Origin of the sequence: Nonomuraea solani, from assembly GCF_900108335.1 — a bacterium.
GTDB lineage: Bacteria > Actinomycetota > Actinomycetes > Streptosporangiales > Streptosporangiaceae > Nonomuraea > Nonomuraea solani.
Genome location: NZ_FNVT01000003.1, coordinates 838,051 through 854,007, shown reverse-complemented (window position 1 = coordinate 854,007; position 15,957 = coordinate 838,051). Strand labels below are relative to the sequence as shown.

The window sequence follows — 15,957 nt, the reverse complement described above, 5'->3', positions numbered from 1 at the left end:
CCATTGTCCCAGACGAGTCCTGCGCCCTCGCCGTCACGGTGGCTGTGTCTGCTTGCGGAACCGCCTACGATGGCTAACGGGGAAGTTTGTCTCGGCCTCTCCTCTCGGCGGCGCCGCCGGGGTAGACCTGCGAGGAGCTTTACATAAAGTGGCAGCATTTCTCGACAAGATCCTACGTGCCGGCGAAGGCAAGACTCTGCGCAAGCTCAAGCGGATCGCAGACCAGGTCAACTCCATCGAGGACGACTTCACGAGCCTGTCCGACGCGGAGTTGCGTGCGCTGACGGACGAATTCAAGCAGCGTCACGCGGACGGCGAAAGTCTCGACGATCTACTTCCCGAAGCGTTCGCGACCGTGCGCGAGGCGTCTCGCCGCGTGCTCGGCCAGCGTCCGTACGATGTGCAGATCATGGGCGGCGCCAACCTCCACATGGGCAACATCTCCGAGATGCGGACCGGTGAGGGCAAGACGCTGACCTGTACGCTGCCGGCGTACCTCAACGCGATCTCCGGCAAGGGCGTCCACGTCATCACGGTCAACGACTATCTGGCCAAGCGTGACGCCGACACCATGGGCCGCATCCACCGCTTCCTCGGCCTCGAGGTCGGCTGCATCGTCTCCGGCCAGCAGCCGGACGAGCGCCGCAAGCAGTACGAAGCGGACATCACCTACGGCACGAACAACGAGTTCGGCTTCGACTACCTGCGCGACAACATGGCGTGGTCGCTCGAAGAGTGCGTTCAGCGGGGCCACAACTTCGCCGTCGTCGACGAGGTCGACTCGATTCTGATCGACGAGGCCCGCACCCCGTTGATCATTTCCGGTCCCGGCGAGCAGTCGGGCAAGTGGTATAACGAATTCGCCAAGATCGTGCCCCGCCTGCGCAAGGGCGTCGAGGCGAAGAATCCCGGCGAAGAGAGCACCGGCGACTACATCGTCGACGAGAAGAAGCGCACGGTCGGCATTCTGGAGTCCGGTGTCGCGAAGGTCGAAGACTGGCTCGGCATCGACAACCTCTACAAGCCGGAGCACACCCACCTCGTCGGCTTCCTGAACAACGCGCTCAAGGCCAAGGAGCTGTTCAAGAAGGACAAGGACTACATCGTCGCCGACGGCGAGGTCCTGATCGTCGACGAGTTCACCGGCCGCATTCTGCACGGCCGGCGCTACAACGAGGGCATGCACCAGGCCATCGAGGCCAAGGAGAGCGTGAAGATCAAGGACGAGAACCAGACTCTCGCCACGGTCACCCTCCAGAACTACTTCCGCCTCTACGAGAAGCTGTCCGGCATGACCGGTACGGCCGCCACGGAGGCCAACGAGTTCCACCAGACCTACAAGCTGGGCGTCGTCCCCATCCCGACCAACCGGCCCATGATCCGCAAGGACCAGGCCGACGTGGTCTACAAGAACGAGGACGCCAAGTTCGACGCGGTGGTCGAGGACATCAAGGAGCGCTACGAGGCTGGCCAGCCGGTCCTCGTCGGCACCACCTCGGTGGCCAAGTCCGAGCGGCTGTCCAAGGCGCTCAAGCGGCGCGGCGTGCAGCACGAGGTGCTCAACGCGAAGAACCACGCGCGTGAGGCGTCGATCATCGCCGAGGCCGGCCGCAAGGGCGCCGTCACCGTCGCCACCAACATGGCCGGTCGAGGCACCGACATCATGCTCGGCGGCAACTCCGAGTTCCGCGCCGACCTGGAGCTGCGCCAGCGCGGCCTCGACCCGGTCGAGACGCCGGAAGAATACGAGAAGGCCTACCCCGAGGCGCTGGAGAAGGCGCGGGCGGCCGTCAAGGCCGAGCACGACGAGGTCACCTCGCTCGGCGGCCTCTACGTCCTGGGCACCGAGCGGCACGAGTCGCGCCGCATCGACAACCAGCTGCGCGGTCGTTCCGGCCGTCAGGGCGACCCGGGCGAGTCGCGGTTCTACCTGTCGCTCGGCGACGACCTCATGCGCCTGTTCAACTCGGCCAGGGTCGAGATGATCATGACCAGGCTCAACATCCCTGACGACCAGCCGATCGAGTCCGGCATCGTCTCCAAGGCCATCGCCTCCGCCCAGCACCAGGTCGAGCAGCAGAACTTCGAGATCCGCAAGGAAGTTCTGAAGTACGACGAGGTGATGAACCGCCAGCGCAAGGTCATCTACGCCGAGCGCCACCGCGTGCTGGAGGGGGCCGACCTGCACGAGCAGGTGCGCGGCTTCATCGGCGAGGTGATCGAGGGCTACGTCCAGGGCGCCACCAGCGAGGGGTTCGCCGAGGAGTGGGACCTCGACAAGCTGTGGAAGGCGTTCGGGGAGCTCTACCCGATCAAGATCCGGATCGACGACCTCGTCGAGGAGGCCGGCGGCCGCGAGGAGCTGTCCGCCGAGCTCATCACCGAGAAGGTCAAGGCCGACGCGCTGGAGGCGTACGCCAGGCGCGAGGAGGAGTTCGGCCCGGAGACCACGCGCGACCTGGAGCGCCGCGTGATCCTGTCGGTCCTCGACCGCAAGTGGCGCGAGCACCTCTACGAGATGGACTACCTGCGCGAGGGCATCGGCATGCGGGCCTACGCGCAGAAGGACCCGCAGATCGAGTACCAGCGCGAGGGCTTCGAGATGTTCGCCGCGATGCTCGAGGGCATCAAGGAGGACTCGGTCGGGTTCCTGTTCAACCTCGAGGTGGAGGTGCAGGAGAACCCGATCGTCGAGGAGGAGGACGCGGTTCTCGCGGAGACCCGTTCGATCATCGCGCGCGGGCTGCGCGGGCCTGAGCGGCCGGCGGAGCTCGAATACTCGGCGCCCGGTGAGCAGGGCGAGGTCGAGCACACCAAGGTCCGCACGACTCAGGCGGAGCGGGCCGCGTACGGCAACGTGGAGCGTAACGCGCCTTGCCCGTGTGGGTCGGGCAAGAAGTACAAGCGCTGCCACGGGGACCCGAAGCACGCGGCCTGATCCGGGTTCCGGTTTCGTTCGGAGACCCCCGCTTTCCCGTTCGTCACGGGAGAGCGGGGGTCTTCCGGTTTTCTAGGCCGTTTCGAAGTCGGTGCACAGCCATTGCACGCCGCGCCGTTCCAGGCGTACGGCGAGGACGTGGTTGCGGTCGCCGCAGTGGACGAGGACGCACATTTCAATGGCGCCCTCCCGGGGTTCCTTCATATGGACGGCTCCGGCGAATGGGGGGCGGCCGGCGGTTATCATCCGGCCCGCTCTCACCAGGTCCCGGTAGGCGCGGTCGGTGAGCCGGTCGGCGACGGTCTCCGGCGGGCGGCGGCCGGACAACACCTCGGCCAGGGCCTGGGCCAGGTGGCGGAGCTTGCGCTCGTCGGGGATGGATCCCGGCGGGCCCCACACCAGAGGGCGGGCGTCCAGAGCCAGTGCGCCGTCGGTGGCCGGGGTTCGGGCGGAGGGCTGGTCGTCGTCGTACGGCGGTTCGGGGGCGGGGGTGAGACCGATGCGGGGGGCTGTGGACACGCGTTCCTCCAAATTCTCAGTGGGAGCAACTATCGATATAAGGAGTTTTCGGTTCGGCTCAGGAATACAAATGCCACCAGGTTGTGAAATTGCGGCCCGGCTTTGTCTGGTTTTGGGGATAAAGAATTGTTGAAGCTGGATCCCCTCAGGGACGGCCACCCCGTGGTTCAGGGCGCGGGACGCCGGCTTGAGGGCTATCCCAAAGTCTTTCGGCCGGGCGGTTGTTGGTTTTGGCGCGCGTCCGTTTCCAAGGGTTCGCGGCCGGGGGTGGGGAGGTTGAGGGTGCGGATCAGGAGGGTGAAGAGGGCGTAGTAGAGGAGGAGGTAGGCCAGGCCGAAGAAGAGGATCAGGGGGAGGCCGTGGGTGTTGGACTTGCCGGCGTTCAGGAGCAGGTCGATGGCCCCGCCTGAGAACGTGAAGCCGAGGCGGGCGTCCAGTTCGGCCATCAGGGCCATCGATAGGCCCGTCAGGAGGGCGTGGACCACCAGCAGCAGCGGCGCCACGAAGATGAAGGCGAACTCCAGGGGTTCGGTGATGCCGGTGACGAAGGCCGTCAGGCCGGCCGAGAGCATGATGCCGCCCACCGGGCGGCGGCGGCCGGGCGGGGCGGCCTGCCACATCGCGAGGGCGGCGCCCAGGAGGCCGAACATCATGACGGGGAAGAAGCCGGTCATGAAGAGGCCCGCCCCCTGCTCGCCGGCGAAATAGCAGTTCAGGTCACCCGCCGCGTCCCTGGTCGCGCCGTTGACGCCCGCGTGGCACTCCGGGAGCGTGAACCAGACGATGGTGTTGAGGAAGTGGTGCAGGCCCAGGGGGATGAGCAGGCGGTTGGCCACGCCGTAGAGGCCCGTGCCGACCGTGCCGTGGGCCGAGAGCCAGTCGCCGATCTCCGCCAGCCGGTCGGCCGCCGGGCGCCACAGCAGGCCGAAGGCGACCCCCAGGGCGAGGGCCGCGACGGCGGTGATGATGGGGACGGAACGGCGGCCGCCGAAGAAGGCCAGCCAGGCGGGCGGTTTGAGGCGGTGGAAGCGCTGCCAGAGCAGGGCCGCCGTGAGACCGATGAGGATGCCGCCCAGCACGCCCGTGGGATTCTGGGCGCCGGTGTCGAGCACCCGGGTGCCGTCTTCGAGGGTCAGTGCCACCTTGGCGTAGACGGCGCCCTCGCCCGCCTCGAAGAACAGCGTCTTGGTGACCCGGTCGAAGACCAGGTAGCCGACGAGGGCGGCGAGGGCGGTGCTGCCGTCGGACCTGCGGGCGAAGCCGATGGCCACACCCACGGCGAACAGGAGCGGGAGGTGGTCGAAGAGGGCGCCGCCGGCCGCCGCCATGACCCTGGCCACCGGGAGCAGCCAGGGGAGTGCGCCGCCGAGGCCGTCCTTGCCGAGCAGGTCGTCCTGGCCGAAGCGGAACAGCAGGCCGGCGGCGGGGAGCACGGCGATGGGCAGCATGAGGGAGCGGCCGATGCGCTGGAGTACGGCGAAGGTCGATGACCAGGCCGGGAGTGTCTGTTTCGTGGTCATCCCTCCCCCGGACGCATGACGTCGCGGGGGAATGACGGATCCCTACCCGGGGGCGGGGAACGGCAAGCTATTTCGAGGGGACGTCAGGGGGATGGGTGGTTTCGCCGGAGTCGACGTCGGGTTCGGGTTCGCGGCCGGGGGTGAGGATGTTGAGGCGGCGGATCAGGAACGTGAAGACGACGTAGTAGACCACGCCGTAGATCACGCCCAGCAGCAGGATGCCGGGTAAGTTCTGGGTGTTCGACTTGCTGGCGTTCAGGAGCATGTCGAGCAGGCCGGCCGAGAAGCCGAAGCCGAGCTGCCCGCCGATCAGCGTGGTCAGCGCCATCGCCAGGCCCGTCAGGACCGCGTGGACCACCAGCAGCAGCGGCGCCACGAAGATGAAGGCGAACTCGATCGGCTCGGTGATGCCCGTGACGAACGACGCCAGCGCGGCCGAGAGCATGATGCCGCCCACCGTGGCGCGCCGGTGTACGGGAGCCGCGCGCCACATGGCCAGGGCGGCGGCGGGCAGGGCGAACATCATGACGGGGAAGAATCCGGCCATGAACTGGCCCGACTGCGGGTCGCCGCCGAAGTAGCAGTTCCAGTCGCCGCCGAGCACCCGCCCGCCGACGTCGCACTGCGGCACCACGTACCAGACCACCGAGTTGACGAAGTGGTGCAGGCCGAGGGGGATGAGCAGGCGGTTGATCAGGCCGTAGATGCCGGTGCCGATCGGGCCGATGGCGGTCAGGGCCTCGCCGGCGTGGCGGATCCAGTCGGCGAGCACCGGCCAGAGCCAGCCGAAGCCCACGGCGATGAGCAGGGCCACGATCGAGGTGATGATCGGTACGAACCGGCGCCCGCCGAAGAACGCCAGCCACGACGGCAGTTTGATGCGGTGGAACCGCTGCCACAGCAGCGCCGTGACCAGGCCGATGACGATGCCGCCGAGGACCTTGGTGGGGTTCTGCATGCCGTAGTCGATGATCTCTTTGACGCCCTGGGCCTGGACCTCCTTGATGAGGACCGTATCCCTGATATCGGATCCGAAGAACATCACCTTCGTCACCCGGTCGAAGACCAGGTAGCCGACCACGGCGGCGAGCGCGGTGCTGCCGTCGGACTTGCGGGCGAAGCCGATGGCCACCCCCACCGCGAACAGCAGCGGCAGGTTCTCGAACAGCGCCTCCCCGGCGGCGGCCAGCACGGCCGCGACCTGGTTCATCCAGGCGAACCCCGCCACGTCCGCCAGCCCGCCCGGCGCCCGGCCGTTGGAGCCGAGCATGTCGGGCTGGCCGAAGCGCAGCAGCAGGGCGGACGCGGGCAGGGCGGCGATGGGCAGCATCAGGGAGCGGCCCAGCCGCTGGAGCACGGTCATCACGCGAGCGAACGGCGAAGGCCGGGCGGCGGTGGTCTCGTTCACCGGGCGTTCCTCCGAGGCGGGTGGAGCCCGCCCCTCCGGGTCTTCGAGGCGGAGTGAGGCCTCAGCCCCGTCTGACGGGCATTTCGAGAAGGGTACGCAGCTGGTAGCGGTCGGCGCGGTAGGTGGACACGCCCAGCTCCGCGCAGACGCCGCCGGAGAACGACCTGCGCTGCAGCAGCAGTACGGCGCCGCCGCGCGGCAGCTTCAGCAGGTCGGCGTCGCTCGGATCGGCGATGCCGCCGTCGATGGTGAGCTCGCCGGCGTCCATGACGAGGCCGTAGCGGCTCTCCAGTAGCTCATACAACGATTTGTCGGACAAGTCGTGGTCTGCCAGGTCGGGGGCGAGCTTGACCGGGATGTGAGCCCGTTCGATGGACAGCGGCTCCCCGTCGGCCGTCCGCAGCCGCTCGATGAAGTGCACTTCCTCACCCGGCTGGATCCCCAGCTCCTTGGCCAGGTGGGCGCTGGCGCGCACGACCCGGCGATCGAGGTCGCGCGAGCCCGGGATCATGCCGCGCGCCCGCATGTCGTCGGTGAACGACGTGAGCTGCAGGGCCAGCTCGATCTTGGGCCGGGCGACGAACGTCCCCTTCCCGGGTACGCGGTGCAGGCGGCCCTCGGACACGAGATGGTCCACGGCCTGCCGCACGGTCATCCTGGACAGCCCGAAGCGCTGGCAGAGCTCACGCTCGGACGGGATCGCCGCGCCGATGCTGAGCTCGTCGCTGTCGATGAGGTCCAGCAGGATCTCGCGAAGCTGGAAGTACTTGGGCACCGGGCTGTCCGGATCGATGTGCGCCACGGATCCTCCCCTCGATCTGACCTTGGACAATGGGCTATGGTTCGTACTGGTCTAGTCCGGACTAGACCACATGTCCCGAAAGACGGTCAAGTCCGCACCCCCAGAAGCCGAGGTATGAACCCGAGATGACCACGAAGATGCGCAGCGAGATCGCCGAGCAGCCGGTCGCGCTGCAGGCCACGCTGGACGCCCTGCTGCCCCAAGTCCGTGAGATCGAAGCCATGGGCGAGCGGGCTCGCCAGCTGCTGTTCATCGCGCGTGGTACCTCCGACAACGCAGCAGTTTACGGCCGTTACCTCGTCGAATCGCACGCCGGCCGCCTGTCCGCGCTGGCCGCGCCCTCGATCGCGACGACGTACAAGCGGCGGCTCGACCTGGACGGCGTGCTGGCGGTCGCGATTTCGCAGTCGGGGCGGACCGAGGAGATCGTCGAGACGCTGGCCTGGGCGAAGGACTGCGGGGCCGCCACGGTCGGGATCACGAACGGGGGCCCCGACAGCCCGCTGGCCCAGGCCGCCGACGTGGCGCTGTGCACGGTGGCCGGCGAGGAGAAGGCCGTTCCGGCGACGAAGACGTACACGACGCAGCTCGCGGCGCTGGCGGTGCTCGCGCTGGGGCTCGGCGCGGACGTGGACGCGGACGACCTGCGGCGGGTGCCCGAGGCGGTGGAGAAGCTGATCGCGGCCCCCGGCGACCTGGACGCCGTGGTCGAGGGGCTGCTCGACAAGCCGGGCGTGGTCGTGTCGGGGCGCGGGCTGGCGTTCTCGACCGCCCTGGAGACCGCGCTGAAGCTCAAGGAGGCCTGCTACCTGCACGCCATGGGCCTGTCGTACGCCGACCTGCTGCACGGCCCGATCGCCGTGGTCGACGAGGACACGCCCGCGCTGCTGGTGGCCGCCGAGAACAGCCCCACGCTGCAGGGGACGGTCGCGCTGGCCGAGCGGGTGGTGGCGGCGGGCGCGGCGGCGTACACGATCGGCGGGGGCACCGCGCTCGCCCAAGCCGGTACGGCCGCGCTGAACGGCCCCGACCTGCCCGAATGGGTCGCCCCGATGGGCCTGATCGTGCCCGGGCAGTTGCTGACCGAGGCGCTGGCCCGCCGGCTCGGAATCGACCCCGACGCGCCGCGCGGTCTGAACAAGGTCACCCAGACCGACTGATCTAGCCTGGTCAGAGTGCGAGTCCTAGGGAGGACCTGATGGCGGCGGATGCCAACGCGATCATCGCCGGGCTGGGTGGCGCCGGCAACATCATCGAGATCGAGCCCTGCATCACTCGGTTGCGCACGGAGGTGCGCGACGCGTCGAAGGTCGATCAGGCGGCGCTGAAGGCGGCCGGCGCGCACGGCGTGATGGCGGCGGGCAACGTCGTCCAGGTCGTCGTCGGGCCGGAGGCGGACACGATCGCCAGCGACATCGAGGACATCATCGGCTAAGGGCGAGACCATGACGACTGTTCTCGCCCCGGTCGAGGGGGCAGCTGTGGGGTTGGCCGCCGTGCCCGATCCGGTGTTTTCCGCGGGCATGGTCGGGCCGGGAACGGCGATCGACCCGCTGAGGGGGCCTGGCAAGGCCGTGGCCCCCATAGCGGGAAAAATAATGAAACTGCATCCGCATGCGTACGTCATCGTCGGGGACGACGGCAAAGGTGTGCTGGTGCACCTGGGCATCGACACGGTCCAGCTCAAAGGGCAGGGGTTCCAGTTGCTGGCGGCGGAGGGCGACCGGGTGAGCGCCGGGCAGCCGGTGGTGGCCTGGGACCCGGCGGCCATCGAGGCGGGCGGCCGCTCGCCGGTCTGCCCGGTCGTCGCGCTCGACGCCCTCTCCGAATCCGTGACGGAGGTCGTGGAGGGGGCGGTGCACGTGGGGGACGAGCTCTTCCAATGGGAATAGCAGCCGCCCCGGCGGGTTCGAGCGCGCGAATGAGCCGTCAGAATAGGCAGGCCGCCCGAAATGACCGCGATCGGCGGGCGCCACTGTACGAGAGTCCGGCTGGTCTGGACCGGCACACGAGGAGGAGTAGCAAGATGGGTGAGCGCAAGGTCACCGTGGCGGCGGAGGTAGGGCTGCATGCCCGGCCCGCGGCGACGTTCGTCAAGCGGGCGAAGGAGGCCCCGATGGACATCTCGGTGGCGAAGCCCCACGGTGCGGGCCCGGTCAACGGCAAGAGCATTCTCGCGATCATGGCACTCGACGTCCGTCAGGGCGAGACCGTCGTGATCTGCGCGGAAGGCGAAGGCTCCGACCAGGTGCTCGACGAACTGGCCGAGATCGCCAGTACGCCATGAACCTACGGGGGGTGGGGGTCAGCCCGGGTGTCGGGCATGGGCCCTCGTACGTATTGTCCGCCTCCGTGCCCGAACCCCCCGAGGGCGCCACGTACACCGGTGAGGCGGAACCGGAGAAGGAGCGCGCGATCGCCGCGCTCACGCAGGTCGCGGGCGAGCTTGAGGCCCGCGGCAACCAGGCGGGCGGCGAGGCCGCGGAGATACTCAAGGCCCAGGCGCTGATGGCCGACGATCCCGGCCTCGTCGTACGGGTGCGAACGCTGATCGACCGCGGTCTGGCCGCGCCCAGGGCGGTCTTTGACGCTTTCACGAGATATCAGGACATGTTGGCTGCTTCCGGCGGCTATCTGGGCGAGCGGGCCGCGGACGTGGCCGACATCAGGGACCGGGTGGTCGCGCAGCTCTACGGGCACGCGATGCCGGGGCTGCCGGCCGCGCCCGCGGAGCCGTACGTGCTGGTCGCCAGGGACCTCGCCCCCGCCGACACCGCGCTGCTGTCCAGGGAGCACGTGGCCGCGTTCGTCACCGAGGAGGGCGGCCCCACCAGCCACACCGCGATCATCGCCAGGGCCATGGGCGTGCCCGCGGTCGTGGCCTGCGCGGGCGCGACCGGCATCCCGGCCGGTGTGCGGGTGATGGTCGACGGCACCACCGGCGACGTACGCGTGGAGCCGGCCGAGTCCGACGTCGCCGACGCGACCGCCGCCGCCACGGCCCTGCGGGCGGCGCTCTCCTCGTGGCAGGGGCCCGGCAGGACGGCGGACGGGCACCAGGTCCCGCTGCTGGCCAACGTGGGCGGCCCCGGCGAACTGCGCGACGCGGCCGGCGCGGGGGCCGAGGGCATCGGGCTCTATCGCACCGAGTTCCTGTTTCTCGGCCGGTCCGAGCCGCCTTCCGAGGAGGAGCAGCGGCAGGCGTACGAGGAGGCGCTGGCGGCGTTCCCGGACGGCAAGGTGGTCGTGCGGACGCTGGACGTCGGCGCGGACAAGCCCCTCGCCTTCGTGCCCGCGCCCGCCGCCGAGCCGAATCCGGCGCTCGGGGAGCGGGGCCTGCGCAGGTTCAGGAGATTTCCCGGGGTGATGGAGACGCAGCTCGGCGCGCTGGCGGCCGTGGGTTCCGAACGGCTGCGGGTGATGGCGCCGATGGTGGCCACGGCGGCGGAGGCCGCGTGGTTCGCCCAGATGTGCCGGGCCAAGGGGCTGACGGACGTCGGCGTGATGATCGAGATCCCGGCCGCCGCGCTGCGGGCCGGTGACGTGCTGGCCGCCGTCGACTTCGTCTCGATCGGGACCAACGACCTGAGCCAGTACGCCTTCGCCGCCGATCGCCGGCTGGGCGCCATGAGCGCGCTGCACGACCCGTGGCAGCCGGCGCTGCTCGACCTCGTGGCCCTGGCCGCGGGCGCCGCGGGGGAGGCGGGCAAGCCGTGCGGGATCTGCGGTGAGGCGGCCGCCGACCCGGCGCTGGCCTGCGTACTCGTCGGGCTGGGGGCCGGCACGCTGTCGATGGCGCCGTCGGCGCTGGCCGCCGTACGTGCCGGGCTGGGCGCGCACACGCTGGAGCAGTGCCGGCGGGCGGCCGGCGTGGCGCGGGAGCAGGAGACGGCGGCCGACGCGCGTGCGGCGGCCCGCGTGCACCTGCCCGAGCTCGGCCGGCTCGGTTTGTAGTCGCGGCGAGGGATCCGGTGGGGTCGTCGGGTGGATACCTTTGGACTCATGCTTCGACGGATCGGCACGACAGGGCTCCTGGTGATCGCGCTCACCGCGTGCGGGGGTGGCGGCGGATCGGCGCAGACGGCGCCGCCCGTTCGGACGACGCCGTCCCAGAGCCCGCTGGAGAGCCCGCCTCAGGCCAAGGCGAGCCCGGTGGCGCGCGTCCTGTCGAAGATGAGCACCGAGGAGAAGGTCGGCCAGCTCTTGATGCCCGTCCTGTACGGCACCGCGGCCGACACGGTCTCGGGCGAGAACCAGGCCCGCTACGCCGCCCAGACGCCCGCCAAGGTGGTCGCCAAATACCACCTGGGCGGCGTGATCCTCTTCCCGCAGAACGTCAAGAGCGTCGCCCAGGTCGTCGGCCTCACCAACGGCCTGCAGCAGTCCGCGAAGGGCGTCCCGCTGCTGATCGGCACCGACCAGGAAAATGGCCTGGTGTCGCGGATGTCCGCGCTCATGACCGACTTCCCGGGCGCCGCAGAGATCGGCGCGACCAAGAACCTCGGCCTGTCGCGGGCGGTGGCCAAAGCGACCGGCGACGAGCTGCGCTCTCTCGGCGTCAACCTCGACTTCGCCCCGGTCGCCGACGTCAACGTCAACCCGCGCAACCCCGTCATCGGGCGGCGGGCGTTCGGGAACGACCCGAAGAAGGTGGCCAAGATGGTGGCCGCGGCGGTCGAGGGGTTCGGCGACGCGAAGATCGCCTCCACCGCCAAGCACTTCCCCGGGCACGGCGACACGTCCGTGGACAGCCACACCGGGCTGCCGGTGATCAAGCACACGAAGGCGGAGTGGGAGCGGATCGACGCGCCGCCGTTCAGGGCCGCGATCGGGGCCGGGGTGGACGCCGTGATGAGCGCCCACATCGTCTTCCCCAAGCTCGACCCGTCGGGTGACCCGGCCACGCTGTCCAAGCCCATCCTGACCGGGCTGCTCAGGGAGAAGCTCGGCTTCAAGGGCGTGATCTCCACCGACGCGCTCAACATGGCGGGGGTGCGCAAGAAGTACAACGACGGGGAGATCGCGGTCCGCGCCGTGCTGGCCGGGGCCGACCTGCTGCTCATGCCGAACGACCTGCCGAAGGCGTACGAGGCGGTGCTGGCGGCGGTGAAGTCGGGCCGCATCTCCAAGGAGCGCCTCGACCAGTCGGTCACCCGGCTGCTCACGCTCAAGCAGAACCGGGGGCTGCTGACCGAGGCGCCCGTCGCCTCGGCGAAGACGGCGGCCGGTGTGCTCCGCTCCGGCGAGCATCGCAAGCTGGCCGCGCGCGTCGCCCGTTAGTGCGAGCCGTGCAGCCCGCTGGCGATGAAGATCGCGGCCAGCATGGCGAACAGGAACGCCTGCAGGAACTGGATGAAGATCTCGAACGCGGTCATCACGATCGTCATCAGCACGCCGAGCACACCGAGGCCGGCGGTGAGCGGGCTCAGTTGCTCGAAGATGAACCAGAAGCCCACCGAGCTGAAGAAGGCGATGAGGAGGTGGCCCGCGAACATGTTCGCGAACAGGCGGATGAAGTGGGTGAACACTGAGGTGACGAACACCTCGGCGAGGATCATCGGGGCGTAGAGGGCGTACGCCCAGCCGGGCAGGCCCTCCAGGTGCACGATGCCGCGCAGGTAGCCGCGGACGCCGTGGTGTTTGACGCCGAGGTAGAGCTTGAGGGCGTACACGACGAACGCCAGCGCCGCGGCGAAGTTGACGTTGGCGGCGACGGGATACTGGACGAACGGGATGACGCCCATCAGGTTCCAGATGAGCACGGTCAGGAAGATCGTGATGAGCAGGCCCATCCAGCGGTCGGAGTCCTTGCCGAGGCTGGGCCTGGCGATCTGGTCGCGTACGAAGACGTAGGCGTACTCGCCGACGCCCTGCCAGCCCCATGGGACGATCTTGGGCCTGGCGAACGCGGCCCAGCAGAGGGCGATGGCGATGACCGCGCTCATCATCACGATGAGAACCGGTTTGGTGAACCAGTCCGGGCCGCCGGGAATGATCGGGGCGAATTGGAAGAGTTCGACTCCCGGGGCGGTCCATTGGTCAGGGGAGGTGATCAGGATCGTCGTCCGCACGGCGGTCCCTTCTGGGTAGCGGTTCTAGCGCTGGAAGGACACCTTAACCGGATATATCGGGCACCCTTTTTAAGGGTTTTTATGCCTTTTAGGAAGGAGGGGTCGCGGCGAAACTCGCATCCGTGACGCTTTACGCTAGAACGATGGTTACGGGTGTGCTCATCGACTGGGGCGGGGTGCTGACGACCAGCCTCACCGACTCCATCGCGCGGTGGATCGTGGCGGACAGGATCGACGGCGACCACTACCGCGAGGTCATGCGCCGGATGATCGACCACGCCTACGGCAACGGCGACGGGGAGAGCATCGTCCACGCGCTGGAGCGCGGCGAACTCGACGGCGCCGCCTTCGAACGCGATCTCGCCGCCCGGCTGCTGACCGTGGACGGGGTGCCGCCGGTGGCCGAAGGGCTGCTGGAGCGCATGTTCGCGGGCTTCGACCGGGTCGAGGCCATGTACGACATGCTCCGCGACGTACGCGGCCACGGCGTCAAGACCTGCCTGCTGTCCAACTCCTGGTCCAACACCTACCCACGGGACGACTGGGAGGAGATCTTCGACGCGGTCGTGATCTCCGGCGAGGTCGGCATGCGCAAGCCCGAGGAGCGCATCTACCGCCACGCGCTCGGCCGGATCGGGCTGGCCGGCGAGGAGTGCGTGTTCATCGACGACATCGAGGCCAACATCGTCGCGGCCAGGGCGCTCGGCATCTCCGGCATCCACCACCGCGACGCCGACACGACCATCACGGAGCTCGAGTCCATGCTCCGCCTCACGCTGCGCCGGGCCTGATCACTGAGTTACGCCGGTCTTGACCAGGCATTATGAGTAGGGTGGCGCAGGGTTCTCCCTTGCGTGCAAGCTTGGAAAGGTTCGTCATGCGCGTCTATCTGCCGTGCACTCTCCCGACGCTGGCCTCCGCGGTCGGCGCGGGAGGGCTGGGCCCGGCCCCGCTGATCGGCTACGCGGTGACCCCCGCGCTGACCGAGTGGTACGCCTCGGGCGACACCGAGGAGCTCGAATACGTCGCACTCACCGAGGCGGCCCGCGCCTCGCTGCGGCTGCTGGCCGCCGAGCGCGCCGACGGCGTGGAGGGCGCGGCCCGGCGCGTGGTGATCGCCGCCGAGGTGCCCGACGGGTCGGTCATCACCGCCCCCGGCATCGAGGAGCGGGCGACGGTACGCCTCGTCGAGGCGATCGCGCTGACCAAGGTGGCCGCGGTGCACATCGACGACCCCGGGGCGATCCCCGACATCGAGGCCGCCATCGACGCGCTGCCCGCCTCCGACCAGGGCGACGACGACGCGCGGTTCGCCGTGGACGGCGCGGAGGCCCACGAGCTCATGTGGTATGCGACCCAGGAGATCCCCGATCTGCTGAGCTCATAACGCTGACGTTACATCGATCACAGTTCCTTGACCGCGCAGAGCCCGATCTCGCTAAGGTCCCGACGCAGCAACATTCTTTGACTGAAGGAGTCGGTTCACGTGAAGCGTCGAGTGGTAGCGGTCGTCATAGGTGCGGCGACGCTCCTCGCAGGCTCTCCCGCGAACGCCCAGGCAACGCTGAAGCCGTACGACCACAAGGACCCCTACAAGTCGGGCTGCGGGAACTCCGCCCGTACGGTCCGGTCCGCGACGATCAACAGCAAGGCCAACGGCCAGGTCGGGACGATCGCGCTGAAGTGGTCCGGCAAGTGCAGGACGAACTGGATCGAGGTCAAGACGGCCACGTCCGCGCGCGGCACCATCAGTGTGTACGCCGCGGACGGCCGCTACGACAGGTTCAGCTTCAAGCCCGGTAACAAGGGCCGCCACTGGGGCAACATGATCTGGGCGAACAACATGTGCGCCTGGGGCGGTGTCTCGGTGCAGTGGAACGGCGGCAAGGGCGGCCAGAACGGCTCCGGCACCACCGGCAAGGCCTGCAAGTAGCCTGCGCTGAAGGGGTCGTGGCCGGGTGGCCGCGGCCCCATAATGCGGAGCGGAATGTCGGGCCGGCCGATTAGGCTGGGAGCGACATGACAAAGCACATCATCTGGGATTGGAACGGCACTCTCTTCCACGACATCGACGCCGTGGTCGGAGCCACCAACGAAGTCTTCAGGCCATACGCGCTGCCCGAGCTGACCCCCGACGGATTCCGCGCCGTCTACACCCGCCCCATCTGGGTCGCCTATGAGCGCATGCTCGGCCGCCCGCTGAACGAGGGCGAGTGGGAGCTGCTCGACGTCGGGTTCCACGAGCACTACTACCGGCTGAGCGACGTGTGCGGGCTCGCCGCCGACGCCCTGCTCGCGCTCACGAGCTGGACGGGCACCCAGTCGCTCTGCTCGATGGCGCCGCACGACCACCTGGTGCCCAAGGTCGACTCGTTCGGCATCACGACGCACTTCACCAGGATCGACGGGCTGCTCGGCATGACGGGCGGCGAGAAGGCCGTACACATGACCGCGCACATCGAGGCCATGGGCGTCGACGCCGGAGAGGTCCTGGTGATCGGCGACAGCGTGGACGACGGGCTCGCGGCCCGGCACGTGGGGGCCAGGGCGGTGCTCTACACCGGCGGGATGACCACGCGGGCCGAACTGGCGGGCACCGGGCTGCCGGTGGTCGACACATTGGCCGAGGCGCTCGACTACGCCTGAACCCGCCTGGTTGGGCGGTTTGGGCCTTACTCTTGCAGGAACCCCCCTCAGGA

16 protein-coding genes are annotated in these 15,957 nt (G+C 69.1%); 11 read left to right on the top strand and 5 right to left on the bottom strand.

Annotated elements, in window-relative coordinates; all coding sequences use genetic code 11:
* The first annotated feature begins 148 nt into the window (after positions 1 to 148).
* Entirely contained in the window at positions 149 to 2,938 is a 2,790-nt protein-coding gene (gene secA / locus C4V41_RS14965) for a preprotein translocase subunit SecA (protein ID WP_103956409.1), read from the top strand.
* A gap of 72 nt (positions 2,939 to 3,010) precedes the next feature.
* Here secA and C4V41_RS14960 read toward each other — a convergent pair whose 3' ends face one another.
* From C4V41_RS14960 to C4V41_RS14945, 4 genes are all read right to left on the bottom strand, one after another.
* A complete protein-coding gene (locus C4V41_RS14960; RefSeq protein WP_235030123.1) occupies positions 3,011 to 3,457 on the bottom strand; it encodes an Rv3235 family protein in 447 nt (148 codons plus the stop codon).
* Between the two features lie 194 nt (positions 3,458 to 3,651).
* On the bottom strand, positions 3,652 to 4,977 hold the full coding sequence (locus C4V41_RS14955; protein ID WP_103956408.1) for a PTS transporter subunit EIIC: 1,326 nt from the start codon (positions 4,975 to 4,977) through the stop codon (positions 3,652 to 3,654).
* Positions 4,978 to 5,044: 67 nt separating this feature from the next.
* Positions 5,045 to 6,385, bottom strand: coding sequence for a PTS transporter subunit EIIC (locus C4V41_RS14950; protein WP_103956407.1), 1,341 nt, complete (start codon positions 6,383 to 6,385; stop codon positions 5,045 to 5,047).
* A gap of 61 nt (positions 6,386 to 6,446) precedes the next feature.
* A complete protein-coding gene (locus C4V41_RS14945) occupies positions 6,447 to 7,187 on the bottom strand; it encodes a GntR family transcriptional regulator (protein WP_103956406.1) in 741 nt (246 codons plus the stop codon).
* A 125-nt stretch (positions 7,188 to 7,312) separates the two neighbouring features.
* Between C4V41_RS14945 and C4V41_RS14940 the strand changes: the two genes are divergently transcribed.
* From C4V41_RS14940 to C4V41_RS14915, 6 genes are all read left to right on the top strand, one after another.
* Positions 7,313 to 8,347, top strand: a complete 1,035-nt coding sequence (locus C4V41_RS14940; protein ID WP_103956405.1) for an SIS domain-containing protein — start codon at positions 7,313 to 7,315, stop codon at positions 8,345 to 8,347.
* A gap of 38 nt (positions 8,348 to 8,385) precedes the next feature.
* Complete coding sequence (locus C4V41_RS14935) at positions 8,386 to 8,622, top strand: glucose PTS transporter subunit EIIB (protein WP_103956404.1); 237 nt, start codon at positions 8,386 to 8,388, stop codon at positions 8,620 to 8,622.
* Positions 8,623 to 8,632: 10 nt separating this feature from the next.
* Positions 8,633 to 9,079 (top strand): PTS sugar transporter subunit IIA, encoded by a 447-nt coding sequence (locus tag C4V41_RS14930; RefSeq protein WP_103956403.1) that lies wholly within the window; start codon positions 8,633 to 8,635, stop codon positions 9,077 to 9,079.
* 134 nt (positions 9,080 to 9,213) lie between these two features.
* On the top strand, positions 9,214 to 9,474 hold the full coding sequence (locus C4V41_RS14925) for an HPr family phosphocarrier protein (RefSeq protein WP_103956402.1): 261 nt from the start codon (positions 9,214 to 9,216) through the stop codon (positions 9,472 to 9,474).
* Positions 9,471 to 11,141 (top strand): phosphoenolpyruvate--protein phosphotransferase, encoded by a 1,671-nt coding sequence (ptsP, locus tag C4V41_RS14920; protein ID WP_103956401.1) that lies wholly within the window; start codon positions 9,471 to 9,473, stop codon positions 11,139 to 11,141. The genes C4V41_RS14925 and ptsP overlap by 4 nt, the downstream gene beginning before the upstream one ends.
* A 48-nt stretch (positions 11,142 to 11,189) precedes the next feature.
* Complete coding sequence (locus C4V41_RS14915; protein WP_103956400.1) at positions 11,190 to 12,467, top strand: glycoside hydrolase family 3 protein; 1,278 nt, start codon at positions 11,190 to 11,192, stop codon at positions 12,465 to 12,467.
* Here the strand turns inward: C4V41_RS14915 and C4V41_RS14910 are convergent.
* A complete protein-coding gene (locus C4V41_RS14910) occupies positions 12,464 to 13,258 on the bottom strand; it encodes a F0F1 ATP synthase subunit A (RefSeq protein WP_103956399.1) in 795 nt (264 codons plus the stop codon). The two genes, C4V41_RS14915 and C4V41_RS14910, sit on opposite strands and share 4 nt — an antisense overlap.
* A gap of 143 nt (positions 13,259 to 13,401) precedes the next feature.
* Between C4V41_RS14910 and C4V41_RS14905 the strand changes: the two genes are divergently transcribed.
* From C4V41_RS14905 to C4V41_RS14890, 4 genes are all read left to right on the top strand, one after another.
* Complete coding sequence (locus C4V41_RS14905) at positions 13,402 to 14,049, top strand: HAD family hydrolase (RefSeq protein WP_103956398.1); 648 nt, start codon at positions 13,402 to 13,404, stop codon at positions 14,047 to 14,049.
* A gap of 86 nt (positions 14,050 to 14,135) precedes the next feature.
* On the top strand, positions 14,136 to 14,645 hold the full coding sequence (locus tag C4V41_RS14900) for a DUF6912 family protein (protein ID WP_103956397.1): 510 nt from the start codon (positions 14,136 to 14,138) through the stop codon (positions 14,643 to 14,645).
* A gap of 99 nt (positions 14,646 to 14,744) precedes the next feature.
* Entirely contained in the window at positions 14,745 to 15,191 is a 447-nt protein-coding gene (locus C4V41_RS14895) for a DUF2690 domain-containing protein (protein WP_160150284.1), read from the top strand.
* Positions 15,192 to 15,277: 86 nt separating this feature from the next.
* Positions 15,278 to 15,904, top strand: a complete 627-nt coding sequence (locus C4V41_RS14890; protein WP_103956395.1) for an HAD family hydrolase — start codon at positions 15,278 to 15,280, stop codon at positions 15,902 to 15,904.
* The last annotated feature ends 53 nt before the right edge of the window (positions 15,905 to 15,957 follow it).